This is a genomic window from Sorangium sp. So ce124 (assembly GCF_051525235.1).
Taxonomy (GTDB): domain Bacteria; phylum Myxococcota_A; class Polyangia; order Polyangiales; family Polyangiaceae; genus Sorangium; species Sorangium atrum.
This window is the reverse complement of the sequence record NZ_CP150312.1, coordinates 1,051,800-1,076,343: the sequence shown is the minus strand read 5'-3', so window position 1 is coordinate 1,076,343 and position 24,544 is coordinate 1,051,800. Positions and strand designations below refer to the sequence as shown.

Annotated in this window: 20 protein-coding genes; 7 read left to right on the top strand and 13 right to left on the bottom strand. The window is 71.0% G+C overall.

Annotated elements, in window-relative coordinates; translation table 11 throughout:
* Positions 1–99 precede the first annotated feature (99 nt).
* Positions 100–1,257, bottom strand: a complete 1,158-nt coding sequence (locus tag WMF19_RS03975; protein WP_437897860.1) for a hypothetical protein — start codon at positions 1,255–1,257, stop codon at positions 100–102.
* Positions 1,258–1,450: 193 nt separating this feature from the next.
* On the opposite strand from WMF19_RS03975, the gene WMF19_RS03970 reads away from it, so the two are divergent.
* The 3 genes from WMF19_RS03970 to WMF19_RS03960 all read left to right on the top strand — a co-directional run bounded on the left by WMF19_RS03970 (position 1,451) and on the right by WMF19_RS03960 (position 4,546).
* Positions 1,451–1,762: a hypothetical protein gene (locus WMF19_RS03970; protein ID WP_437798860.1), complete on the top strand. Its 312-nt coding sequence runs from the start codon at positions 1,451–1,453 to the stop codon at positions 1,760–1,762.
* Between the two features lie 341 nt (positions 1,763–2,103).
* A complete protein-coding gene (locus tag WMF19_RS03965; protein ID WP_437897859.1) occupies positions 2,104–2,688 on the top strand; it encodes a protoglobin domain-containing protein in 585 nt (194 codons plus the stop codon).
* A gap of 676 nt (positions 2,689–3,364) precedes the next feature.
* A complete protein-coding gene (locus tag WMF19_RS03960; protein ID WP_437897858.1) occupies positions 3,365–4,546 on the top strand; it encodes a hypothetical protein in 1,182 nt (393 codons plus the stop codon).
* 170 nt (positions 4,547–4,716) lie between these two features.
* Here WMF19_RS03960 and WMF19_RS03955 read toward each other — a convergent pair whose 3' ends face one another.
* Positions 4,717–5,163, bottom strand: coding sequence for a hypothetical protein (locus WMF19_RS03955; protein WP_437897857.1), 447 nt, complete (start codon positions 5,161–5,163; stop codon positions 4,717–4,719).
* 300 nt (positions 5,164–5,463) lie between these two features.
* Between WMF19_RS03955 and WMF19_RS03950 the strand changes: the two genes are divergently transcribed.
* Positions 5,464–5,940, top strand: a complete 477-nt coding sequence (locus WMF19_RS03950; RefSeq protein ID WP_437897856.1) for a VOC family protein — start codon at positions 5,464–5,466, stop codon at positions 5,938–5,940.
* Between the two features lie 54 nt (positions 5,941–5,994).
* Here the strand turns inward: WMF19_RS03950 and WMF19_RS03945 are convergent, their stop codons facing one another.
* The 8 genes from WMF19_RS03945 to WMF19_RS03910 all read right to left on the bottom strand — a co-directional run bounded on the left by WMF19_RS03945 (position 5,995) and on the right by WMF19_RS03910 (position 18,378).
* On the bottom strand, positions 5,995–7,296 hold the full coding sequence (locus WMF19_RS03945) for an aminotransferase class V-fold PLP-dependent enzyme (RefSeq protein ID WP_437897855.1): 1,302 nt from the start codon (positions 7,294–7,296) through the stop codon (positions 5,995–5,997).
* A gap of 136 nt (positions 7,297–7,432) precedes the next feature.
* Positions 7,433–8,470, bottom strand: coding sequence for an aldo/keto reductase (locus WMF19_RS03940; protein WP_437897854.1), 1,038 nt, complete (start codon positions 8,468–8,470; stop codon positions 7,433–7,435).
* A gap of 220 nt (positions 8,471–8,690) precedes the next feature.
* A complete protein-coding gene (locus WMF19_RS03935) occupies positions 8,691–9,398 on the bottom strand; it encodes a hypothetical protein (protein ID WP_437897853.1) in 708 nt (235 codons plus the stop codon).
* Positions 9,399–9,534: 136 nt separating this feature from the next.
* The gene (locus WMF19_RS03930; protein ID WP_437897852.1) at positions 9,535–13,446 is read right to left on the bottom strand and encodes an ATP-binding protein; all 3,912 of its coding nucleotides are present in this window, start codon (positions 13,444–13,446) and stop codon (positions 9,535–9,537) included.
* A 184-nt stretch (positions 13,447–13,630) separates the two neighbouring features.
* On the bottom strand, positions 13,631–14,671 hold the full coding sequence (locus tag WMF19_RS03925; protein ID WP_437897851.1) for a metalloregulator ArsR/SmtB family transcription factor: 1,041 nt from the start codon (positions 14,669–14,671) through the stop codon (positions 13,631–13,633).
* 217 nt (positions 14,672–14,888) lie between these two features.
* A complete protein-coding gene (locus tag WMF19_RS03920) occupies positions 14,889–15,491 on the bottom strand; it encodes a glutathione S-transferase N-terminal domain-containing protein (protein WP_437897850.1) in 603 nt (200 codons plus the stop codon).
* Between the two features lie 134 nt (positions 15,492–15,625).
* Positions 15,626–17,305 carry a right-handed parallel beta-helix repeat-containing protein gene (locus WMF19_RS03915; RefSeq protein WP_437897849.1) on the bottom strand — a complete coding sequence of 560 codons (1,680 nt, stop codon included), beginning with the start codon at positions 17,303–17,305 and terminating at the stop codon, positions 15,626–15,628.
* A gap of 134 nt (positions 17,306–17,439) precedes the next feature.
* A complete protein-coding gene (locus tag WMF19_RS03910; RefSeq protein WP_272097820.1) occupies positions 17,440–18,378 on the bottom strand; it encodes a helix-turn-helix domain-containing protein in 939 nt (312 codons plus the stop codon).
* Positions 18,379–18,541: 163 nt separating this feature from the next.
* Here WMF19_RS03910 and WMF19_RS03905 point away from each other — a divergent pair, with 163 nt between their 5' ends.
* Together WMF19_RS03905 and WMF19_RS03900 are read left to right on the top strand one after the other, a co-directional pair.
* Positions 18,542–18,997, top strand: a complete 456-nt coding sequence (locus WMF19_RS03905) for a nuclear transport factor 2 family protein (RefSeq protein WP_437897848.1) — start codon at positions 18,542–18,544, stop codon at positions 18,995–18,997.
* Complete coding sequence (locus WMF19_RS03900; protein WP_437897847.1) at positions 18,994–19,902, top strand: NmrA family NAD(P)-binding protein; 909 nt, start codon at positions 18,994–18,996, stop codon at positions 19,900–19,902. The genes WMF19_RS03905 and WMF19_RS03900 overlap by 4 nt, the downstream gene beginning before the upstream one ends.
* A 130-nt stretch (positions 19,903–20,032) precedes the next feature.
* Here WMF19_RS03900 and WMF19_RS03895 read toward each other — a convergent pair whose 3' ends face one another.
* The 3 genes from WMF19_RS03895 to WMF19_RS03885 all read right to left on the bottom strand — a co-directional run bounded on the left by WMF19_RS03895 (position 20,033) and on the right by WMF19_RS03885 (position 21,769).
* Entirely contained in the window at positions 20,033–20,665 is a 633-nt protein-coding gene (locus WMF19_RS03895; RefSeq protein ID WP_437897846.1) for a MarC family protein, read from the bottom strand.
* A 116-nt stretch (positions 20,666–20,781) separates the two neighbouring features.
* Positions 20,782–21,252, bottom strand: coding sequence for an MgtC/SapB family protein (locus WMF19_RS03890; RefSeq protein ID WP_437897845.1), 471 nt, complete (start codon positions 21,250–21,252; stop codon positions 20,782–20,784).
* A 118-nt stretch (positions 21,253–21,370) separates the two neighbouring features.
* Positions 21,371–21,769 carry a low affinity iron permease family protein gene (locus WMF19_RS03885; RefSeq protein ID WP_437327526.1) on the bottom strand — a complete coding sequence of 133 codons (399 nt, stop codon included), beginning with the start codon at positions 21,767–21,769 and terminating at the stop codon, positions 21,371–21,373.
* 321 nt (positions 21,770–22,090) lie between these two features.
* On the opposite strand from WMF19_RS03885, the gene WMF19_RS03880 reads away from it, so the two are divergent.
* Positions 22,091–24,529, top strand: a complete 2,439-nt coding sequence (locus tag WMF19_RS03880; protein ID WP_437897844.1) for a molybdopterin oxidoreductase family protein — start codon at positions 22,091–22,093, stop codon at positions 24,527–24,529.
* The last annotated feature ends 15 nt before the right edge of the window (positions 24,530–24,544 follow it).

Genomic DNA, 24,544 nt, shown 5'->3' with positions numbered 1-24,544 from the left:
TCCTCTCCATGTGTGCTTAACGGCGCAGGGCGGGATGTAAAGCCTGCGCTTCCGTTCTCCCGACTCTCCCGACGTCGCGCGAGCTCGGCAGCATCGCTGTCAGATGAGGGCGCTCGACGCGGGCTGCGCCGGCGCGGGCAGACCGAAGAGCCCCGCGAAGAGCCTCGGTCCTGAATAGGCGATCAAGAACCCGACGGCGACACCGCCCCAGAAATCCTCGATCGCGACGATGGGCTGCACGTCCCTCTTGCGCGCGAGCAGGACGACCGCCATCACGACCAGGACGAGCGACACGGCGAGGCTCAAGCCGGCCTCCACGTCGAGCGGCGCGGCGCCGCCCCGCGCGGCGAACCAGCCCCCGACGCCCCCGAGCACGGCGCCGCAGATCATGCTCCCCAGCGACGAGCTCACCTTGAGGACGTGCTCGATGGTATCGACGTTGCTCGCGCCGTCGATCTCGTACTCGACCTCGATGAGCAGCCGGTACGACGCGGGGCGGAACCACAGCGTGCGCCGCGATCGCACGGTGAAGCTGCGCGCCGTCGAGTTCCCGGCCTGGAGCACCGTGGGAGGATCCGGGGCCCCCGACGACAGGATGGCGTCCCGGACCGCGCCGGCGTCGTCGCCGAGGAGCCCCTCGGGCGAGGTGCCCCCCTCCTCGCCGTCCTCGTTCCACGCGCCCGCCGTGGGTTCCCGGCCCCGGAGGCCCGCGCTGTGCCGGAGCGGCGGGTGGAGCGCCGCGAGCGCGGCTTCGCCGCCTGCTCCGCGGAGATCGCGCGCGATCGCGGGCGCCCTCGGCGCCTCGCCGCGCCCGGGCGGGCGGCGCCGCAGCAGCCGCCGGACGGCGCGGCGCAGCCGCGAGCCGAGGGAGTCGCCGCCCGGCGCGAGCGCCCGCGCGGCGCCCTCGATCCCGGCGAGTCGGTCCTCGAGCCTCGCGATCCGCTGCTCTGTCCACTGCCGGTCGACATCGATGAGCTCGGCGGGCAGGCTCGTGCTCACGCGGCACAGCGAGAGCGGCGCCTCGAACGGGTTCTGCACCGTGACGAAGAGGGAGAACTCCTGTCCTGCGACCAGCCCGTCCGTCGATGTCGACACCGAGGTCCGGATGGCTCCCCTGAACGGCTTCGCTGGCTCCGGTCCTGCCATGAGCTCGTTGGATGAGCGCACGTCGGGCGGCGTGCCGCGCGCCGTCTCCGATCTCCGACGATCACGCCGGATGACCACGGCCGGCTGCCGCAGGAGCGCACGCTCCTCCATGCCCGCTTCCAGCGGTCGATCGGGTCCACAGGGGGACGTCGCGCGGCCGTGCGAGGCGATGGGTCCAGTTCGGGGGCCGTGGCCTTCGACCTCGTTCTGGACGAGCGTTCGCCCGGTCCTCGGCGACCCGGCGCGGATCACCGCGGGCCTCCCTTGACAACTTAGGACGCAGGGGCGCGCGCTCGCGCAGAAGGTGACGACGCTGCCCGACGCCATCGTGTCCGCGGTGGGCGCGCTCTCGACGCTGGAGCAAGAGGCCTTCCTGGCTGGGGTCGTGAAGATCATCCGTTCCTTGCAGCTCAGCGGGCATATCCCGGTGAGCCGCATGTGCGTCACCTGCAAGTACTTCCGGCCGAACGCGCATGAAGGGGCGCTGCCCCACCACTGTGCTTTCGTCGACGCGCCGATGGCGGGCCGACACCTGAGGATCGATTGCGGCGAACACGAGCAGGCTGAAGAGGCGCAGCGCGAAGACGCGTGGAGGCGCTTCGTCCAGCCCGAGTAGAGCGGTGCTCCTCCTCGCGGGATGCGGGCGCAGCCGCCAGGCAGGCGGGTGGCACCGCTGCGGGAGGTTGCTCCGGATCAGCAGAAAAGCCGCCAAGACGCCAGAAGACGCCAGAAGACGCCAAGATGATTGTGATTTTCTCGATCTCTTGGCGCCTTGGTGCCTTGGCGGTTCATTTCTCGGCTGATCAACGTGAGCGGTGCTCCAGAGCGCCGCTCTACATACGATAGCCTCTTCGAGGTCTGTTACCGGCCAGTCGCCGTCGCGACGACCGTTTCAACGCCCCGAGCGCGTCGCTCGGGGTGAGCGCGGGGTATTGCCCGCAGAAGGAGTGAACGATCATGACCGTCCATGGAGATACGTATGGAACAAGCGCCGTCGCGAAGTCCCCGGTTCTGCCAGCCGACTTCGAGGACATGAAGAAGAGCGCCCTCTTCGGGGAAGAGGACGTGAAGTACCTGCGCCTTTCGCACGACATCGTGAAGGATCAGGTCGAGCAGATCCTCGACGTCTGGTACGGCTTCGTCGGCGCGAACCCGCACCTCCTCGCGTCCTTCACCGGCAAGGCCGACGGCAAGCCGCTCGGCGACTACCTCGGCGGGGTCCGCAGGCGCTTCGGCCAGTGGATCCTCGACACGGCGCGCGCTGAGTACGACCAGAGGTGGCTCGACTACCAGCACGAGATCGGCCTCCGCCATCACCGCATCAAGAAGAACAAGACGGACGGGGCGCCGTCGACCGACCTGGTGCCGTTTCGCAGCCTCTTCGCGCTCATCTTCCCTGTGACGTTCACCCTGAAGCCGTTCCTCGCCAGGAAGGGCCACTCCGCCGAGGAGGTCGAGAGGATGCACGCGGCGTGGGTCAAATCCTGCCTGCTGCAGGTGACGCTGTGGAGCTACCCTTATGTGAAGGAGGGAGACTTCTGATACGCAGACCGCCCTGCGCCGCCTCGCGTGCCGTTCGGCCGGTGCAGCTCCGGCAAGTCACGATGTTCCGAGACCCCGTGTCCCTCGATGTCGCCAGGGACATCGACGATGAAGGATCGAGCGCGTGAGGAGCGTGCGGCAACGCAGGTGAGCTCGTGGGCGCGCTGCTACCCTGTCCTGCCGCTGCGGCGGAGAGGTCGAATGTGCCCCGACAGGCCGGTACATGTCGAGCGGTCGGGGATTGACATCTCCGAGGCGTTCGGATCTCATCCTTGCGCATGATGCGCGAAAAATGCGGACACGGCGGGCGCTCGGGCGCCAGGCCCAAGCTGGGTTTCATTCTGGGGCTCCTCTTCGTCGCGGCCTGCGGACAGAAGGTGCGAACATTCGAGTCGTCGTCGAGCTCCAGCGACGTGGGCAGCGGCGGAGGCGGCGGTCGTCCGGACAGCGTCGGCAGCGCGACAGGCGGCGATGGGACCGGAGGGGACGGAGCAGGCGGCGACGCGACAGGCGGTGACGGGGCGGGCGGCGACGGGGCGGGCGGCGACGGGACCGGGGGCGAAGCCCCCCGCCCCACTGGGATACGTTCGAGCGCGTCGGTCATGACGATCTCGCCAACCAGATCTCGAATTTCCTTCCGCAGATCGCGGTCTCGGCCAACGGCGACGCGCTGCTCGTGTTTTATGATCAGGACACCGTCTGGGCGCGCCGCTATGTCAAGAAGAGCGACAGCTGGGACCCGCTGCGGCAGGTCAACGACGCGGCCACGAGAGGCGTGAACGCCAGGGTCGCCATCGACGCCGATGGCAACGGGGTTGTCGTCTGGTATTCGGCCTCGGTGGGCGGCGCCGTGTTCGGCAAGCGGTTCACGGCATCGCTCGGATGGCCCGCCGGGTGGGGCACGGTCGAGACGATCGCCGAGGGCACCTCGGGGGTCTCGAAACATTCGACGACGGTCGCGATGACCCCCGCCGGCCATATCGCGGTGGGGATCGACGTGAACACCGTCGACACCTCGGCGCGTGAGGGGTACCTGGCCATTTACGAGGACGGGCAGGGCTGGCAAGCACCGGTGAAGGTGTCGGGGGGCACGGCCAGCTGCAACGGCACGGCTGTCGGCGTCTCGACCGTGGGCACGACGCTGCGCGCGGTGACAGCGTGGTACCAGTCGGACGGTGGGCGCCTCAACGTGCTGGGGAACGTGGTCAGCTACGATCTGACGACGCACAAGGGCAGTGCGGAAGGCCCGAAGCCGCTGGAGGCGGACGACACGCTCGACCACCTGAGCCCACGCGTCGTGATGGACGGCAACGGGAACGCGATGGTCGTGTTCCTCCAGCGCGACTCGACCTCCTCGGTGTCGCACGTGATCGCCAATTCCTATTCAGGGGGCGTGTGGGCCGGAGCGACCGGCGTGGACACCGCGGGCCAGAGGGCGAGTGAGTACTCCGTCACGATGAACGCGGAGGGTGACGGGGGCGTGGTGTTCCGTCAGTGCGGTGCCGGCTGCGCGATCTGGGCGCGGCGCTTCTCGGGGACGACGTTCCAGCCAGCCGACAAGCTCTCGGCCGACGAAGATAGCGTGAGCGGCCCCGAGATCGCCGTGGATGGGGCCGGGCGAGGGCTCGCCGTGTGGACCCAGAAAGCCGCCGCACTCCGGTCGATATTTGCCAGCGAGCTGTCGCCCGCGCAGGGATGGACGGAGGCCCACCCGCTGGAGGACGACAACGCCGCGGAACACTGGGAGCCGACGGTGGGCTTCGGCCCGAACGGGACCGGGATCGCCGCGTGGGTGCGCGAGACGACGACGAACGAGATCATGCGTCGCTCGATCTTCGCCGATGTTTACAAATACTGAGGACTGAGCTGGGCGCCCGGTCACCAACGTTAACGTGGTCGTTAACGTGGTCGTGGTCGTGGTCGTTCACGGCTTGTCGTTGACGACCACGACCACGACCACGTTAACGTCTACGACCACGTTAACGTCTACGACCACGTTAACGACCACGACCACGTTAACAAAGGGGCTCAGGGCGGGGGCACATTGATCAGGCGGGCCGCGCACCTGCCGCCTTGGCAGAGGCAGCCTCCGCCGCAATCCATCGTTCCGGGCCGGCACTCCTGCGTGCACATCAGGCCTCGATCACACGTCGGCGCGGTGGCCTTCGCGATGCACGCGGCCGCGTGGCAGGCGCACACAGGCACACAGTCTGCGTCGCTCTTGCACGGATCGCTGCCCACGACGATCCGCTCGCCCATCGGGGCGGCTGCCGGCGGCGTGGCGGGCTCTTCCGTCGGAGGGATGTTCGTGCCGGGAGATGCGTTCGTGCCGGGAGGCACGTTCGTGCCGGGCGGCGCGTTCGCGCCAGGAGGCGCGTTCGTGCCGGCAGGCTCATGCGCGGACGCCCTGCACCCGGCGCCGCAGAGCCCCGCGGCCAGGATGACCCCCATCGACCCATCGAGGATGTGTCTCATGCGCGTGCTCTCTCACGGATCGCCACGACGTTCCACCCCGCCCGCGAGCTCATCCTCGCCCGCCGCCGCCCCGCAGCGGCGGCCGACGGATCACGGCGGCCGCACGGCGGCCTGCCGCCCCGCCCCCCTCGGCCGCCCCGGCGACCCTGGAGCCCGGCCGCCCCGGTGGGCCGAAAAAAAAATCGTCGGCTCCATGTCGAGCCGGCGCACCGCGCTCCGACATCCAGGCAGAGCGCGGTCGCGGTGACCACGCCGTCCTCACCTCACCGCCGGGCCCGACCCCGGCCAGGAGCCCCGATCATGACCACCACGCAGAAGATCAAGACGTGCCTCTGGTTCAGCAACAACGCCGAGGAGGCGGTGAAGTACTACCTGTCCGTCTTCAAGGGCTCACGGATCCTCTCGGAGCTCCGCTCGGGAGACGCAGGTCCGGGGCCCAAGGGCTCGCTCGTGATGGCCGAGTTCGAGCTGAACGGCCAGCGGCTCATGGCCCTGAACGGCGCCAACCAGAAGTTCAACGAAACGTTCTCGCTCGTCGTCACCTGCGAGACGCAGGAGGAGGTCGACGAGCTCTGGAGCAAGCTCACGGCCGACGGCGGCGCCGAGAGCCAGTGCGGGTGGCTCAGGGACAGGTTCGGCGTGTCCTGGCAGATCGTGCCGTCCGCCTTGATCCGGCTCATCCAGCACCCGGACCCGGCCAAGGCGGGGCGGGTCATGCAGGCGATGATGCAGATGAAGAAGATCGACATCGCGCGAATCGAGGAGGCCGCCCGATAGGCGCCCTCCTCCCGCCCGCCCGCGGTCCGGCGAGGGCTCGCCGGACCGCGCCCCTCACGCCAGCGCGCGGATCGCGCGCAGCACCGCCTCGACGTCCGCCTCGGAGTTGAGCAGGCTCGGCGCGACGCGGACATACGAGGTCGCGTACGGCGACGTCGACGCGATGATCTTCCTCTCGCGGAGCCTCGCCACGACGGCCTCCGGCGTCATCCCCGCCACCTCGAAGCACACGATCCCCGCGGAGAGGGCGTCGTCGAGCGGCGTGTGCAGGGTGACGTGGCCCATCCCCTTGAGCCCCTCCTTGCACTGCCGGTTCAAGGCGTGGATCCGGGCCGCGACCCTGGCCTTGCCGATGCCACGGTGGAACGCGAACGCCGCGGGCAGCGCCCACCGGTGCTCGAAGGAGTGGAACCCTCCGGGAGACATCATGTCCGCTGTCGTGGGCGGCGGCGGCTGCTGCCGGAGCCAGGCTTCGTATGCTGCCTTTCCGAAGGACGGGATGCTCGGGCGCAGCATCGGCCAGAGCTCCCGCCTGCCCCAGAGCACGCCGGTGCCCCGCGGCCCGAACATCCATTTGTGACAGCCCGCGGCGAAGAAGTCGCAGCCGAGATCGGCCATCGTCACGTCCTCGACGCCGAAGCCGTGCACGCCGTCCACGCAGCAGACGACGCGCTCCCCCGGGGCCCGGCCCTGGTTCGCCCTGGCGACGACCTCGGCGATGGCGCGCACCGGCGTCTTCACGCCCGAGCTCGAGTGGACCCACGTGATCGCCACGACCCGCGTGGCCGGGGTGAGCGCCGCTTCGATCGCCCCCGCCATCTCCGTCGCCGTCGCCGCGCTGCCCCTCGCATAGAGCGCGATCTTCCGCACCACCGCGCCGGTCCTCTCCGCGGCGAGCCGGAGCGACTCGTGCGTGGAGTAGTGATCGTGCTCCGTCGTGAGCACCTCGTCGCCGGCCTCGAGCGGCAGGCCGAGGTACATCGACGCGAGCCCCATCGTCGTGCTGTCCGTGAGCGCGATCTCCTCGGCCCCGACGCCCATGTACGCCGCGGCGGCCTCCCGCACCGGCGCCAGGTCCTCGTGCGCGTGGAGCGCGTCCACCGGGTTCTCGTCGAGCTCCCTCCGCAGCCTCTCGATCGCCTCGCGGACGGGCCGCGGGTGCGAGGCCAGCAGGAAGCCCGTCATGTGGATCCACGCCGGCGACAGGTTGAACTCGCCCCGGACGCCCTGCCACGGATCGGCCGGCGCCTTCCGGCGAGCGCTCGCGCTCGTCATCCCCCCCGAGCCCGCGCAGCCCGCGGCGCCCATCGCCAGCAGGCCTGCGAGCAGGCTCCGCCTGGGTAGCTTGGTCATCATCTGATCCCCCTCCGTGCCGGCGCGGCGGCTGCCTGCCGGCGCCGCAGCATCGCTCGGCCGGGAGCGCTGCGCTCCCGCGAACAGAGAGGTCGGACCGCGCCGCCCCGGGCGAGCGGGGCCGCCGGGGCCGGCGAGATCAGGGCGCCGGGTTCGGGTACCGGGCGTGGATCTGGTCGATCTCGCCGAGCACCGCCGCGTCGAGCACCACGCCTGCGCTCTTCACGTTCTCCTCGAGCTGCTCGATCGTGGTCGCCCCGAGGATGGTGCTCGCCACGAACCAGCGGCTGCGCACGAAGGCGAGCGCGAGCGACGCCGGGCTCAGGCCGTGGGCGCGCGCGAGCTTGACGTAGGCCTGCACCGCCTCGTCCACGTTGGGCTTCCTGTAGCGCTGGCCGAAGGACTCGAACCGGGCGAAGCGCGAGCCCGGCGGCGGCCCGCCCAGGTGCTTGCCCGTGAGCAGGCCGAACGCGAGCGGGCTATAGGCGAGCAGCGGCACGTCCTCGCGGCGCGAGGCCTCCGCGAGCGCGGAGTCGAACGTGCGGTTGACGAGGCTGTAGGCGTTCTGGATCGACACCGGCCTGGGGAGCCCGAGCTGCGCCGCGACGCGGCTCCACTGCGCCACCCCCCAGGCGGTCTCGTTGCTGAGCCCGAAATACCGGACCTTGCCGTCGCGGATCACCTCCGCGAACGCCGCGAGCTGCTCGGCGATCGGCGTGCTCGACCGCTCGTTCGCCGGATCGTAGGCGCTCGCGCCGAACTGCGGCACGTACCGATCGGGCCAGTGGATCTGGTAGAGATCGATGTAATCGGTCCTGAGGCGCCGCAGGCTGTCCTCGACCGCGCGCCGGACGTTGGCGCGGTTGATCGCGAGCGAGCCGCCGCGGACCCACGGGATCGGGCGGCCCGGCCCCGCGATCTTCGTCGCGACGATCACCTTGTCGCGCGGCCGCTGGCTCAGCCACTCGCCCACGTAGCTCTCCGTGCGCCCCTGCGTCTCGGCGCGGGTCGGCACGGGGTACATCTCGGCCGCGTCGACGAAGTTGATGCCCGCGTCGAACGCGTAGTCGAGCTGCGCTCTGGCGTCCTCGAGCGTGTTCTGCTCGCCGAACGTCATCGTCCCAAGGCAGAGCTCCGAGACCCGGAGCTCGCTGTCACCCAGCTGTCGATAGTGCATCGCTATACCGTCCGTTGGATGCCAAGTACCACGGGGCAGCGTCGATGTCCACTATAACGGACGAAATTTCTCTTATCACGGACAAGGCCATCTCGGCGCTCGACCGCGTCCGGAGGCCTGAAGCTGGCCTCCTGCGGCGCTGGGGTCCCGGTCGCTGCCGCCTTGTAGAGGAGATCACCTCGCCGAGGAGCGGCGCCTCCGGAGACGGCCTTGCGAGGGATCAGGGCATTCCCAAGCAGTAGCGAGGCCCTTCGAAGCTTCGTATGGATTGACCATCTTCGCTGACGTTGAGCGTGAAGTAGCTGTAGGCGGAGCCCTCCTCACATTGCGCTCCGTACTCTTGCGGACCAGCCGTCGTCCCGCCGATGGGATCGAGCCATTGTTCGACGCTGGGCGTCGACGATTTCCATACCTCGGGCGTCGAACAACCAAACTGGACCTGGTACACGTGCTCCGCGTCGTACGTATACCTGAACGCCACGACATTCCTGGGGTAGTCGCAGAATTTGGAGACGTGCGAGCCCGTCATGCTGCCGGTCACGGGGCCGGCATCGTATCCGTCCCCCGTGTGGCCGTCGCTCTGAAAGTCGGCGCAATGAAGGACGAACCCGTTGAGCCACGCGTCACCCCAGACGCGGGCGCCCACGGCGACCCCCTCGCCGGGCACGCACTGCTGGATCATCACGTCGCCGCCCGTCACGCCGCCGCCCGTGCCGCCGCCGGCGCCGCCCGCCTCGCCGCCTCCCGCTTCGCCTCCGGCTCCACCGGCGCCGCCCGCCTCGCCGCCTCCCGCTCCGGCGCCGCCGCCACCGGCGTCACCGCTTCCGCCAGCTCCCCCGGCGGCCTCACCGTCGAACTCGAGCGTTCCTACCCCCGAGACCAGCGTGCATCCCGCGGTCGCGGCGAACCCTGCGACCAGAACACCCATCCTCGCACTTCGCATGCGTCGCGTATCCATGGTTCCTTCTCCCGTCAGAAGCTGCCCCGGTCTCGCCGCGGCGCGCGCCGCCAGGGCGCTCCGGGCGCGGTCACGCCGTGTCGTCGTCGAGGATCTCCGACGTGGATCACTCGGCCCTGGGAGCCGGAGGCTCCTCGATGAGCGACGTCAATCGATCGATCTGGATGGGCTTGACGAGGTGCGTCTCGAACCCTGCCCCCTCGGAGCGCCGGAGATCCGCCTCCTGCCCGTAACCGGTGATCGCGATCAGGCGAACGCGCTCACCCGCCGGCTGCTCGCGGAGACGGCGCGCGAGCTCGTAGCCGTCCATCACCGGCAGCCCGATGTCGAGCAGCGCGACGTCGGGCGCGAACTCTTCCGCGATCCGGAGCGCGGACGGGCCGTCGGCGGCGACGCGCGTCGTGTGCCCCATCGCGCCCAGCGACTCGGCCAGGAGCTCGACCGCATCGAGGTTGTCGTCCACAAGCAGGATGCGACGCCGTTCGACGAGAGAGGGAGTCCCCAGCGTCCCGGCCATCCAGCGCGCCGGCGCGGCCTCGGGCGAGCGCGCGCTCGCCGCGGCCGGTAGCCGGATGGTGAACTCGCTTCCGCGCGCACGGCCCTCACTGTGCGCGCTCACGCGGCCGCCGTGCATCGCGATCAGGTTGTGGACGATGGCCAGGCCCAGGCCCAGGCCGCCCTGGGATCTGTCGAGCGCCTGGCGCTCCTGCACGAAGCGCTCGAAGACGCTCGCCAGCATCTCGGGGGCGATGCCGATGCCATTGTCGCGCACGGACAGGACGACCTCGCCCCCCGTGCGCTCGGCACGGACCGCGATCGCGCCGCCGCTCTCGGTGTATTTCGCGGCGTTCGTGAGCAGGTTCGAGACCACCTGGGCGAGCCTCGTGACGTCGCCGTCCACGGCGAGGCCGCTCGAGGGGACCGTGACGGTGAGGTGGTGCCGGCGCTGCTCGAGCAGCGGGCTCGCCAGCTCGACCGCCTTGGCCACGACCTCCGTGAGCTCGATCCGCTGCTTCTTCAGCTCGACCTTGCCCCGCGTGATGCGGGAAACGTCGAGCAGGTCTTCGACGAGCGCCGTCAGGTGCTTGATCTGGCGCTCGATGACGAGCCGCTCGCGCTCGGCGTGCCCTCCGGCGCGGAGGCGCATCAGGTGGAGCGCCGTGACGATCGGGGCGAGCGGGTTGCGCAGCTCGTGGCCGAGCATCGCCAGGAACTCGTCCTTCGCGCGGTTCGCCCGCTCCGCGTCCCGCCGCGCGTCCTCCGCGCGGCGCAGCAGCTCTTCGCGCTCCCGCGCCGCCGCCTCGAGCTTCTTTCGCGCCAGCACGTACTCGGTGACGTCGAGCGCGACGACCAGGATCCGGGCGAGAGCAGCGCCCGGGTCACGCATGAGGTGAAGGTTGAAGCTCCAGTACGACTCTTCCAGGACGCCGCGCCCGCGATCGAGGTCAAACCGGCACTCGTAGGTGACGAACGGCTCGCCCGTCGCGTAGACCCGGTCGAAGATCTCGAGGAGCGGCGAGCCGACGATCTCCGGAACGGCTTGCGAAAGCGTGCGTCCGATGACGTCGCGATGGCCCACCATGGCCACGAAGTGCGGGTTCGCCATCTCGAACACGTGCTCGGGGCCACGGTAGACGGCGATCCCGACAGGCGCCTGCTCGAACACTGCGTACATCTTCTCGCGCTCCCGCTCCGCGGCCCGCCGGTGCGCCGCGAGCTGGAGGTGAGTCGCGACGCGAGCGACGAGCTCGCGCGCCGAGAACGGCTTCACGAGGTAGTCGTCGGCGCCGGCCGCCAGGCCCTCGATGCGAGACTCCTCGCCCGCGCGCGCCGAGAGCATGATGACCGGCACGCCCTGCGTCGTCGGCTCGGCGCGGAGCGCCCTGAGCAAGCCGAAGCCGTCGAGGCCCGGCATCATCACGTCGGCGACGATGAGATCCGGGGGCGATCGCCGGGCGATCTCGAGCGCGGCGGCGCCGTCGCTCACGGCCTCGACGATCCACCGCTCATCGAGGATGCGCCGCACGTACATGCGCATATCGGCGTTGTCGTCGGCGAGGAGGATGCGCGCGCTCGGCTCGAAGGGGGCCGCGACGTGGTCGGGCTCGACGTGATCGGCCGGGGCGGGCGCATCCGCGGTGAGCTGCCACCGCAGCGCCTCCTCGACGTAAGGCGCGGCGCCGGTCGCCGTCGACGAGAGCGTCTTCTCCGCGCGGATGCGCTCCGCGGGGAGGTGCGCGGACCCGCGCGGGATCGCGATCGTGAACGCCGTCCCCTCGCCCACGCGGCTCTCCGCCCGGACGCTGCCGCCGTGCAGGCGCACCAGCTCATGCACAAGCGCGAGCCCGATCCCGGAGCCCTCGTGCGTGCGCGCCCGCGCCTCCTGGACGCGGTGGAAGCGATCGAAGAGGTGCGGCAGCTCGTGCTCGGGGACGCCGGTGCCCGTGTCGCGCACCGCGAGCTCGACGTGGTCCCCGCACGTGCGGAGTGACAGGAGGATCTCGCCGTCGAACGTGAACTTCAGGGCGTTGGACAGCAGGTTCAGCACGATCTTCTCCCACATGTCCCTGTCGACGAAGACCGGCTCCGGGAGCTTCGGGCAGTCCACCTTGAACGCCAGCCCCGCTCGCTCGATCGCAGCGCGGAACGCGCTCGCGAGATCGACGGTGAGGCCGGCGAGGTCCGTCGACTCGTAGGACGCCTGAGCGCGGCCCATCTCGAGGCGCGAGAAGTCGAGCAGCGCGTTGACCAGCTTGAGCAGACGCAGCGCGTTGCGGTGGGCGAGCGAAAGGTGCTCGCCGGCCAGCGCGCGCTCCGGCGACGCGAGCGCGTCCTCCATGGGGCCGAGCATCAGCGTCAGCGGCGTCCGGAACTCGTGGCTCACGTTGCTGAAGAACAGCGTCTTCGCGCTGTCGATCGCGGCGAGCTCCTCGGCCCGCCTGCGTTCCTCCTCGTAGGCCCGCGCGTTCGCGATGGCGGTCACCACCTGATCGGTGATCAGCCGGAACAGCCCGCGATACGGCTCGTCGAGCAGGCGATGCGGGCTCACGCCGCCGATGAGGAAGCCATACGGATGAGGCTGTCCCGGCCGCGAGAGGGGCAGGACGATCGCCTGCTCAGGCGCGCTGCCCCAGCGGCTGAGGGGCAAGGCGCCGAAGCGGGCCGCGAGATCACAAACGAGGAGCTCGCCAGAGGCGCGCGCCGCCTCCGCGAGCGGCCAGGCCGAGACCTCGTCGCCTCGATCGTGGAGGGAGACGCGCGCCGGCTTCGCCGCTCCCTGGTATCCGTCGAGCCCGCTCGCGCCGACGAGGCGCGCCTCGCCCGTATCGCCGTCCAGCAGATAGAGCAGCGAGAACGGCAGATCAGCGTCGTTCGCCGCGAAGATCTCCACGGCCGTGCAGCACGCCTCCTCGGCAGACTTCGCGTGGGCAGAGCGCGTCGCGAGATCGCGCAGCATGTGGAGCTGGCGCGCGTCGAGCACTTGCTCCGTGGTCTCCTTCACCGTGATGAGGACGCCGACGACCCGCTCGGTGTCGCCGGGTATCGGGCTGAAGGAGAGCGTGAAGTACGTCTCCTCGACGAAGCCTCGCCTCTGCAGCGGGAGCAGGAGGTGCTCGCTCCACGTCGCGGGCCCCCCGGCGAGCACGCTCTTCGCCATCGGGCCGACGACGTCCCAGACCTCGGCCCACACCTCGGCCGCCGGGGCGCCCATCGACGCAGGGTGCTTCGTGCCCAGGATAGGCCGATAGGCATCGTTGTAGATCTGCAGGAGCTCCGGCCCCACCAACATGATCATGGCAAACCGATTGCCGAGCACGAGGCCGACCACGGTCTTCAGGCTTATCGGCCATGTCGCGACGGGGCCGAGCTTCGTCTTCGCCCAGTCGATTGAGCGCATCAGCGCGCCCATCTCGCCGCCCCCGGCGAGGCAGCCCTCGGCGCTCCCGTCCACGGCGTTGCCGTCGGGCGAGGGCGCGGCGACATCTGAGGATTTCTTCCGTATGCCGGCTGGCAGCATGCAGCGCCATGGTGGATGAGATCCACGGCTTATGCCACCGGGACACGCGCGCACGGCGCAGGCGCCGCCGGCCTTGAGCCGCCCCGGTGGCCCGGAAACGGGCGAGCGCGGCAGCCTCCGGGGGCGGCGCGGCGGCGCGGTACGGCAGAGCGTGATCGCCTGAGAAGGGCGGGGCGACGCCGGATCACTCGCGCAGCCGCGTATCCGTGTTGTATCCTCGCGGCGCGAGGGGCGAGAGCCTCTCCAGCCAGATCTGCTCGAGGAGCGTCAGCTCGTCCGCCACGGAGAACCCGGGCTCGTCCTTCTGCTGCACGACCTCGAGCACCTCGAACGTGAAGGCGTCGGCGCCGTGCTGCTGCCAGTCCCGCTGGAGAGCCTGGTTCTGGTGCCCGCCTATGGACAGCATGAAACGGTGCTTGTTGAGCGGCCCATGGAGGTTCGTGCTGCTGCCGAGCAGCACCTTGCCGTTCACCGTGTTCTTGACCTGGAAGATGCCCGCCTGCTTCGGGGTCTCGAGATACTTCCGCTTCATCTCCTTGCGCGTTTCCATCGTGCTCGCTCCTGCGTGCTCCGCCCCTGATCCGGGGGTCCTGTTCTCCGTCTCGGGTGTCGTGTCCTTCGCCTCGGGTGTCCTGGCCTCTGCCGCGATCAGCTCGTAGTGCTGGCCGTCGCGCGCCATGTATCCCTCGTCGACGAGCATGCGCCGGATCGTGCAGTGGTCGGGATACAGGGTCTTGATGATCTCGTTCACCTCCTGCTCGCGGTAGCGCCGGCCCGCCTGGAACTTGCCCAGGAACTGCTCGAGCACGATGCGCCGCTTGCGCCATTGCTTCGGCATCTGGACCAGCACGCCCCCGCGGAAGAAGGCGCGCATCACCTGGCTCCGGGCCCGCTCCGCGCGCCGCCGCGCAGCGCCGTCGGCGGCGGAGGGCAGCGAGACGAGCTCCTTCAGCGTGAGGCGGAGCAGATCGTCGCGCAGCGCGTAGACCAGGTAATACTGGGTCTTGCGCTTCGTCACCAGCCCGGCCTCGTCGAGCTTCCGGAGGTGGAAGGAGACCGTGGACGGCGCGCGCCCCAGCCGCTCGGCCAGCTCCTCGGCGCAGTGCGGCCGCTCGATCAGGGCGTTCACCACCTGGAGCCGCGACGCGTCCGCGAGCGCCTTGAGCACGCCGATGCGCGCCTCGACGCCCAGCCCGCGCGCCGGGGGATCTGATTCGACGGTCATCGAACTGAATCTAGACAGCGCGGCGGCGCCGTCAATCTGTTTCGACGGTCATCGAACCGGAAGCCCGCGGCGTGGCCGCCGCTCGTTCGGGCGCCACCGTGGACGAGCGCGCAGCCGGGCTCGGGCGCGAGCCGGACGCGGGCGGGAAGCGGACGAGGCGACGAGCATCGACCCCCGCAGGGGCGGCGAGCGCCGCCTGGGACCCTACTTCAGGAGCTCACGGCGAGCGGTGCTGCGTGACGATCATGGACGGGCGCTGGCCGACGGCATCGAACCAGCGCGAGAGGCCGCTCCGGCCGCCCCGCCACGCCCGATCCGGCCAGCGGAAGTCGAGGTAGCCGAGCGCGCAGGCGACCGAGATCGCGCCGATGTCCGCGAGCGCTCCCGACAGCGTACCGGCGTCGCGCTCCAGCCGGTCGAGGCCGGCCTCGATGGCAGCTGCCTGGCGCTGCATGACGCTGCTCGATCGCTCGTTGGATGGACGATGCTCGTCGGCGAAGAGGCGCCCGGCAGCGGCGTTGACGCCGTCCGCGATGCCCTGCCGGAGCAAGGCGCTCCACCGCGCCTCTCCCGGCGCTGGATACAGCCCACCGGCCACGAGGTGGTCCAGGTATTCGCAGAGGAGCGCCGACTCGAAGAGCACCTGCCCGTCCCCCAGGACCAGCGTCGGGACCTTGGCCAGCGGGTTCAGGGACCGCAGCGCCGCGTCCGACCAGGGATTGACCAGCACGAGCTCGATCCGGTCTCCCAGCTGCAGCTCGTGGGCGGTGACCCGCACCTTGCGGGCAAAGGGGGATGTGGGCGCGTAGAAGAGCTTCATGGCGAGCAGTACGCCACCGGGCGAGCAGAGGGACAAGGGAACGAGGATTCGAGGAGTTCACGCGCGAAGCGACGCGCCTCGGAGATCAGGAGTCATCTTGCGCGATCCGCTCCCTCCTGGACGACCGACACCCGCTAAGGCGGCGGCCAGCGGACGCCGAGCCCCTGGTGCAGCGAGTCGGCGCTCAGGCGGACGTCGTCTGCTGGGGCCGGCAGCGCGCGCCACACGTCGGGGTGCTGATCCGGCTGCTTGCCCTGGTTCTCGGCGAGCGCCTCGTAGAGCGCCCCCCGGTGGAGCACGTACGCGCCCTTGGGGTACGTCACGGCGCGCTCGTCCGGGCTGAGCGTCGCGCGGTCGGTCCACCACTCCAGGCGCCGGTAGTCCTCGTCGAGGGCGCCGCCCATGAAATCGCGGAAGCGGATCCGCTCCACCGCGACCGTTGGATTGTCCTCGGCCTGCACGCTGTCGAAGAGCCACATGATGAACGGATAGGGCCCGTCCACCCGGTTGCCCTTCAGGATGTGCGGGTTCGGCGCGTTGCTGCCCACCGCGAAGACCTGCACAGGCTCGTCCGCGTCGGGGTACACCTCGTTATAGTTGAAGTGGAACCCGAGGAAGACGTTGCGCTCGAAGCGTATCGTGGCGCCGGTGTCCACCGCATGTGTGTAGACCCCGCTCAGCGACGTGTCGGCGAAGTAGTTGTCCGTGAACGAGACCGTATCCGAGGGCGAGCGCGGATCGCCGTCCACGCGCGTCGGGAACAGCTCGACGAAGAGGTCGCCCGTCCCGATCACGACGTTGTGGTGGAAGCTCGAGCTGCCATAGCGCTGGCCGAACTGCACGTTGCCGTCCTGGTAATGGTCGAACGCCGACCGCCACCGGACCGCGCCCGGCCCGATGACGTTGTGGTGGATCTCGCAGTCCGAGCCGAGCTGCCCGACCTGCAGCGCCTCGGTGCCGGTGCGGAGGAACCGGTTGTCGTACACCTCGAGGCGCTCGAACGCGTGCTGCGGCTGCGCCTGGGTGCTGCCGAAGTAGATCCCCTCCGAGCCGACGTCGTGCACGTAGAGGTCGTGGATCTTGACGTTGCGCATCGTGGCCTGCCCGTCGTCGTCGGTCTTGGCGACGATGCCGGCGAACTCGGCGCGCGCGACCTCGAGGGTGTCCAGCTCGAAGTCCGAGGCTCCTCCGCCGATGGCCAGCCCAGAGAGGCCCTCCTTGCTGAACGCGTCGTCGATGAAGATGCCGTACGTCCCCTGGCCATGGGCGAACGCGCCCTCGGCGTGCCCCCGGAACCCCTCGTCTCCCGTCTTCGAGACAGGATCGTGGCGGCCCGTCAGGATCCAGCCCTTTCCGCCCTTGATCACGAACACGTAGTTGGCGGCGTCGCCCCCGACCTCGACCTGTCCGCCGAGGTTCGTGATCACGAGCGGGCGCTCCGCGCTCCGCTCGGGCAGGCCGCCGAGCAGGATGCTCCGGTAGCGGCCAGCCGGGATGTAGAGCCGATCGAGCGCGCTCCAGTCGACCTCCGGGAACGATCCGGCGAGATCGGGATAGGCGATCTCCGGGAGCTCGCCCTCCCTCGGCGCCGGCTCCGGCAGCGTGAAGGTGGTCGTGGCCTGGCCGAAACGACCGTAGGCCGGGAAGCCCGGCGTGGAGCCCCCGACGCCGCCCCCGCCAGAGGTGGCGCCTCCGACGCCGCCGGCGCCAGGCGTGGAGCCTCCGGCGCCGGCGGTGGACTCCGCATCATCGCCATCGCCGCCGCACGCCGCCATCGCGACGAGCAGGACACCTATCCTCGCGCCTTGCCGCATCCGCAGGAGGATACGGCATCAGCAGGGCGCGCCGCGCCGAAAGCCGCGCACCAGGCGCCGGTGCGTGGGAGCTGGTGTTCAGAGCCGGGTGGACATGATACCGGCTGCGCCGCTCAGCGGCGCCTGCCATCCCGTCAACCTGCGCGTCTGACGGTGGGCGCGCGGTCGTCTCGCCGCCTCGCCTGCCGGTAGCCGATGGGGCTCACGCCGTGGGCGCGCGCGAAGGCGCGCGCGAACGCGGGCTCGCTGTCGTAGCCGACGCGGGCGGCGACGAGCTTCACCGGGAGCGTCGTCTCGCCGAGCAGGACCGCGGCGCGCTCGAGGCGCAGCCGGCGCACGTGATGGCCGAGCGGCTCGCCGAGGAGCGCCGTCGCGCGCGCCGCGAACGCGGATCGCGAGAGCCCGGCCGCTCGCGCGAGGTCCCCGAGCTCCCACGCGCGCTCGGGCGAGGCGCGCACCCGCGCGAGCGCGGCCGCGATCGGCTCGTCCCGGAGCGCGTCCCGCCGCGGCAGCGACGCCGCAGGGTCGCGCAGCGCGCTCGCGAAGAGCGCGTGCGCCCACGCCTCGCCGACGGAGCGGCGCAGCGCCGCCGAGAGCGCCGGTGGACCGGCGAGCAGCGCGAGCGTGTCGTTGAGCCAGCGCGCGAGCCCCGGCGCCGCGCCCGCGACGTGCACCGCGGGCGGCAGCAGCGCGACCCACGGGGCGCCCGCCGCGTCGACGTGCAGGTCGACGACGACGAGGCGCGTCTCCGGCGGGGCCTCCGTGGCCAGGGCGTCGTCGGCCACGGCGCGCATCCCGCGACAGAGGGCCTCCGGGTGCGCGAGCGAGGTCGTCGGCCGGTCGCGGATGGCGTGCTCCTCGGCGCGCGGCAGGAACACGAGCTCTCCCGCGCCGAGCGCGAGCCGCCGGCGCGCGACGTCGATCCACCCTCCGCCGCGGAGCGCCGCGTACACGCGGGCGGAGGCGCGCTGCGCCGGCTGCCGCTTGCCCCAGCGATCGCCGAGCGCGAAGCGCTTCACCTCGGCCTCGCGGAGCACGACGCTCCGGGCCAGCTCGTCGAACGCGGCGGACATGGCGCGATCGACTCTACACCACGCGGCGGGCCGCGCCACGCCGGCGCGCGCGACCCGCCGCGAGGGCGGCGCCGGTCGCGGACGCGCGGATCGTGGAGCTGGACGCGCGGCAATCGCGGCGTCTCTACGCTGGCCTCGTCGACACGAAAGGAAAGGACACTCCATGACCCACCCCCTCCCGCATCCCCGGCCGCTCGACGCCGCGCAGGCGCTCGACGCGCTCCTCGATCTCATCGGTCGTGACATCAATCGCTGGCTCGACCTCTTCGCCGACGACGCAACCGTCGAGTTCCCGTACGCGCCGGCGCTCGGCGCGCCGGCGCGCCTCGAGGGCAAGGAGGCCATCCGGCGCCATTTCGAGGGCATCCTCCAGAGCTTCCACGGGCTCGAGCTCCGGGACGTGCGGCGGTATCCGACGACCGATCCCGACGTCGCGCTCGCCGAGGTGCACGGCTCGGCGACCATCGGGCCCGCGCGCAAACGCTACGAGCAGGACTATGTGATGATCGTCGCGACGAGGAACGGCCGGGTCGTGCGCTACCGCGAGTACTGGAATCCAGCGCCCGTCCTCGAGGCCTTCGGCGACGAGCTCAACGCACATCGCGAGGGGGCGTCATGAGAACGCGCGCGGGGAGCGACGGGCCGCTCGTCCTGGTCACCGGCGGGACGGGCACCACAGGGCGAGCCGTCGCCGCGCGGCTCATGGCCGCCGGCGCGCGCGTACGCACCGCGAGCCGGGCGGCGCCCGCCGCCCGCGACGGCGTGGAGCACGCCCGCTTCGACTGGGCCGACGCCGCGACGCACGACGAGGCGCTCCGCGGCGCCGATCGCGTGTACCTCATGGCGCCCGCGATGGTCGAGGATCCCTCGGCGCTCATGCTGCCCTTCGTCGAGCGCGCGCTCGCGAGCGGGGCTCGCCGTCTCGTCCTCCTCAGCGCGTCGGCCGTGGCGGAGGGGAGCCCCGGGCTCGGCCTCGTCCACCGCGCGCTCCGCGAGCGCGCTCCGGAATGGACCGTCCTCCGACCGTCGTGGTTCATGCAGAACTTCATCGACCCGCGCCACCCGCACGCGGCGGCGATCGCCGGGCGCGGCGAGCTCACGACCGCGACGGGCGGAGGCCGCGTGGGCTTCGTCGACGCCGACGACATCGCGGAGGTCGCCGCGCGCGCGCTCCTCGACGGCGCGCCGCACAACACATCTCACGTCATCACCGGCCCGGAGGCGCTCAGCTATGATGACGTGGCGGCCATCGTATCCCGCATCGCCGGCCGGGCGATACGCCACGTCCGCGCCGGCGAGGAGGACGCCCTCGCGTACCTCGTCCGGGCGGGGATCCCCGCGCCCTACGCCGGGCTTCTCGTGCGCCTCGACCTCGCCATCCGCGACGGGGCCGAGGACCGCGTCACCGACGTCGTTCAGCGCGTGACGGGCCGCGCGCCCCGCGCCTTCGGCGACCTCGCGCGCGCCCACGCGCATGTCTTCCGTGGGGAGCCCGGCGCGCGCCGCGGCGGCCCGGCCGCCTAGCGACGTCCGATCCGCCGGGCCCCGCCGCGTCAACCCGGCAAGCGAGCTCCACGACGAACCGCCTTCACTCTCTCCCGACGTGCCCGACCCCACTGCGGCGACCACACCCCTCGTCCAGCTACACGGGGCGTCACCGGTGCCAGAGCTCCTTCACGCCGTCGGCCATGAACTGCACGGCGATGGCGGCCAGGATGAGGCCCATGACGCGCTCGAGCACGGCCATACCGGACGCCTTGAGCGCCCGCTGCACCAGCCCTGCGCCGCGCAGCACGAAGTAGGAGGCCACGAAGGTGATGGCCACGCCCGCGAGCACCAGCCCCATGGCCACGGGGTCGTCGCCCCCGCGCGCCATCAGCACCATCACCGTGGCGAGGGCCCCCGGCCCGGCGAGGAGCGGCATGGCCAGGGGCACCAGCGCCACGTCCTCCTTCGCGATGCCCTCCTGCTCCTCGGACGGGGTGGTGCGCGTCGCCGAGGAGCGGGCGCGCAGCATGTCCAGCGCCGTGACGAGCAGCAAGAGCCCGCCCGCGACGCGGAACGCGGCCAGCGAGATGCCGAAGACCCTGAAGACGACGCCGCCGAAGAGGGCGAAGAACAGCATGAGCCCGCCGGCGACGGCGCACGCCCGCTGCGCCGTGCGCCGCACCTTCTCCGGCGGATCGCCCGCGGTCATCGTCAGGAACAGCGGCACGATGCCGAGCGGATCCACGACGAAGAAGATCGCCGACAGCGACACGAGGAAGACCGAGACGTAATGGGCCATGCTCATCGGATGGGTCGCGGCCCCCGCGGGCCAGGCGCATCTCCCACATCCTCGATGGCCGCGCCAGAACAGCGTCGTGGAGGGACGAAGCCCTCGTCGAGCCGCGCAGCGCGCCGCTACGCGGCCCCGTTCTCGTCATCCTCTGTCGAGATGCGGCGCTCGACGCGCCTCGCGACCGTGAGGACGAGCAGGGTAATTGCGCTCCCGGCCACGACGAGCCGCCACAGCCCGTATCCAGCGCTGATGCCGAGCGCAGCGGAGACCCAGATGGCCGCGGCGGAGGTGAGCCCTGTCACCTTCGGTTTGCCGCCGGAGTGCTGCGAGAACCGGAGGATCTCACCCGCGCCCAGGAATCCGATGCCCGCCGCGATGCCCTGGACGACGCGGCTGGCCGAGTCCGCCGAGGCTTCCAGCGCGGCCATGACGAAGATCGCGGAGCCGACGCTCACCAGCATGTGCGTTCGCAGCCCGGCCTGCTTGCCAGCGGCGTGGCGCTCCCAGCCGACGAGCGCGCCCGAGGCGAGCGCGAGACCGAGCCGGAGGAAGAGGTTCAACAAGGTGCTCCGGGACGGATCCAGCGGGCTCATGTCCGACGCCGTAAAGGGCTGAGCGCTTGAACGCAAGGGCCCTCGACAACGTGCCTGGCACGGTGCCTGGAACCGTTGGTGTCTGATCCGGGTCGGACCACAGGGGCTGTCTCTGGGGTCAGGCGTCGGGACAGTCGGTGTCGTCCGGCGCCTTGCGCGCGGCCCTCGCAAGCGCCTGATAGCGTTTGCGAGACCGCTCGAGCGCGCCCTCCTCCAGCTCCTCGAGATCCAGCAGCGCGTTGTGGGCGCCGTGCGTCGCGCGAATCAGCTCGTCCAGCTTGAGCTGCATCGCCTCGGTGTCGCGCGTCTGCGTGTTCTGGATCAGGAACACCATGAGGAAGGTGATGATCGTCGTCCCCGTATTGATCACGAGCTGCCACGTGTCGCTGAAGTGGAAGAGGGGTCCTGTGACCGCCCAGACGACGATGACGGCCACAGCGAGCACGAACACCTTGGGCCGCCCGCAGAGGTAGGACGTCTGCTTCGCGAATCGCGCGTACCACGTCTTGTTGTGCACCGTCGCTCCTTTCCACGACCGCTCGCTCGGGCTCGGGCCTCGGGCCTTGTGCCTCGTGAGTGCAAGCCCCGAGCCACGGCTCCGGCCGCGCGGGACTCCGCGCTTGAGCAGCGTCAGGGCGCGAGATCGCGAACCGCAGCCCGTGCGCCGCGAACAGCCGGCGGGGGCGGAACCTCCGCAGCGCTCGGGCACCGCCGCACAGAGCGTTCGTGGTCGAGGCCGGCGGGCCACTATAATGACGCGCGTGAAGGCGCTTCTGTAGCAAAATGCATCACTCGCCCGACTCGCTGTTGCGCGCGAGGAGCGGTAATCGGAACACCCATGCAGGACCGGATCGCGGATCCCTGGGGCGCCCGGACGCCGTACGGGCGGGACGAACCGTGGCCGACACGCGTCGATCAGCTCCTCGATCCCGGCCTCGCCGAGGGCGACGTGGAGCGCTGGGTGCATTCCGCCTGCGTGCTCTGCGCGAACGGCTGCGCACTCGACATCGCGGTCAAGGACGGGCGCATGGTCGGCGTCCGCGGGCGCGGCGCGGACCACCCCAACCACGGTCGCCTCGGGCCCAAAGGCCTCTTCGGCTGGCAGGCGAACCGCGCGCGCGACCGCCTCACCCGGCCGCTCGTCCGCCGCGGCGAGAGGCTCGTCGAGGCCGACTGGGACACCGCCATGGGCGCGATCGCCGCGCGCTCCAGGGAGATCCGGGCGAAGCACGGCGCCGGCGCGTTCGGCTTCTACAGCTCCGGGCAGCTCCTGCTCGAGGAGTACTACACGCTCTCGCTCCTCGCCCGCGGCGGCCTGGGCACGCCGCACGTGGACGGCAACACCCGCCTCTGCACCGCGACGGCGGCGCAGTCGATGCGCGAGAGCTTCGGGTGCGACGGGCAGCCAGGCTCGATGTCCGACGTGGACCACTGCGATACGCTGTTCCTCGTCGGCTACAACGTCGCCGAGACGCAGACCGTCTTCTGGATGCGCATGCTCGATCGGCTCGAGGGACCCGACCCGCCGCGGCTCGTGGTCGTCGACCCGCGCCGCAGCGTCCCCGCGCGGCGCGCCGACGTCCACCTCCCTATCAAGAGTGGAACCAACGTCGCCCTGCTCAACGCGATCCTCCACGAGATCCTCAGGAACGGCTGGCTCGATCGCGCGTTCGTCGACGCCCACACGATCGGCCTCGACGCGCTGGCCGCGCTCGTCGACCGCTACCCGCCCGCGCGCGCTGCGTCGATCTGTGGCGTGCCGGCCGATCGGATCCGCGAGGCGGCGCGCGTCCTCGGCTCCGCAGAGCGCCTCTTCTCTGCCTGCCTCCAGGGGGTCTATCAGTCGAACCAGGCCACCGCCGCCGCCGTCCAGGTGAACAACATCCACCTCGTCCGGGGGATGATCGGGCGGCCCGGCTGCGGCATCATCCAGTCGAACGGGCAGCCGACCTCGCAGAACACCCGCGAGACGGGCTGCAACGGCGAGATGCCCGGCTTCCGCAACCACCGGAACCGGCGGCACATGGAGGAGCTCGCGCGGATCTGGAACGTGGATCCCCTCGTGATCCCGAGCTGGGGAGCGCCCACCCACGCGATGAAGATCCTCCGCTACGCGGCGGAGGGCTCGATCAAGCTGCTGTGGATCATCGCCACCAACCCCGCGGTCTCGATCCCCGAGCTGCGCCGCCTCCGCTCCACCCTGGATCAGGAGCCGCTCCTCGTCGTCGTCCAGGACGCGTTCCTCACCGAGACGGCGCGCCACGCCGACATCGTGCTGCCCGCGGCGATCTGGGGAGAGAAGACAGGCACGTTCACGAACACGGACCGGACGGTGCACCTCACCGAGAAGGCCGTCGAGCCGCCGGGCGAGGCGCGGTCGGATCTCGACATCCTCCTCGATTACGCGCGGCGGATGGATCTCCGGGACAAGGACGGCGCGCCGCTCGTCAAGTGGCGCACGCCCGAGGAGGCGTTCGAGGCGTGGAAGGTGTGCTCGAAGGGCCGCCCCTGCGATTACACAGGAATCACCTACGACAGGCTCCGCGGCGGCGGGATCCAGTGGCCGTGCACCGACGAGCGCCCGGAAGGGACGCCGCGGCTCTACACGGATCACCGCTTCTTCAGCGATCCGGAGGTCGCGCAGGACTTCGGCCACGATCTCGACACCGGCGGCGCGCGCTCGGAGACGGAGTTCCGGGCGCTGAACCCGGCTGGCCGCGCGTTCCTCCGCGCATCCGAGTACCTGCCTCCCATCGAGGAGGCAGACGACGAGTACCCGTTTCTGCTCACCACGGGGCGGACGATCTACCAGTTCCACACGCGGACGAAGACGGCGCGCGCGCCGCAGCTCCAGCGGGCCGCGCCCGACGCCTGGGTCGAGATCGCCGCGCCCGACGCGCGCCGGCTCGCCATCGAGGAGGGCGACTGGGTCCGCGTCGAATCGCCGCGCGGCCACGTGGTGGTGCGCGCGCGGGTCAGCGAGATCCGCGAAGGCGCCGTGTTCCTTCCCTTCCACTACGGCACCTGGGACGAGGACCCCGGGAGCCACCGCTGGCCGCGCGCCGCGAACGAGCTGACGATCACCGCGTGGGATCCGGTGAGCAAGCAGCCCTATTTCAAGGTGGCGAAGGTCAAGCTCCTCAGGGTGGCCGCGAGCGGCGGGGTGCCCTCTCCCGCCCCGACGACGGGGGCCGCGGCGCCCGCCCCGGGCGTCGTCGTGCCGCCCACGGTGGGCGGTCCGGCGGCCGAGGAATCCAACCCAAGGCCAGGCGGCTGAGCGAGAGGAGGCCGA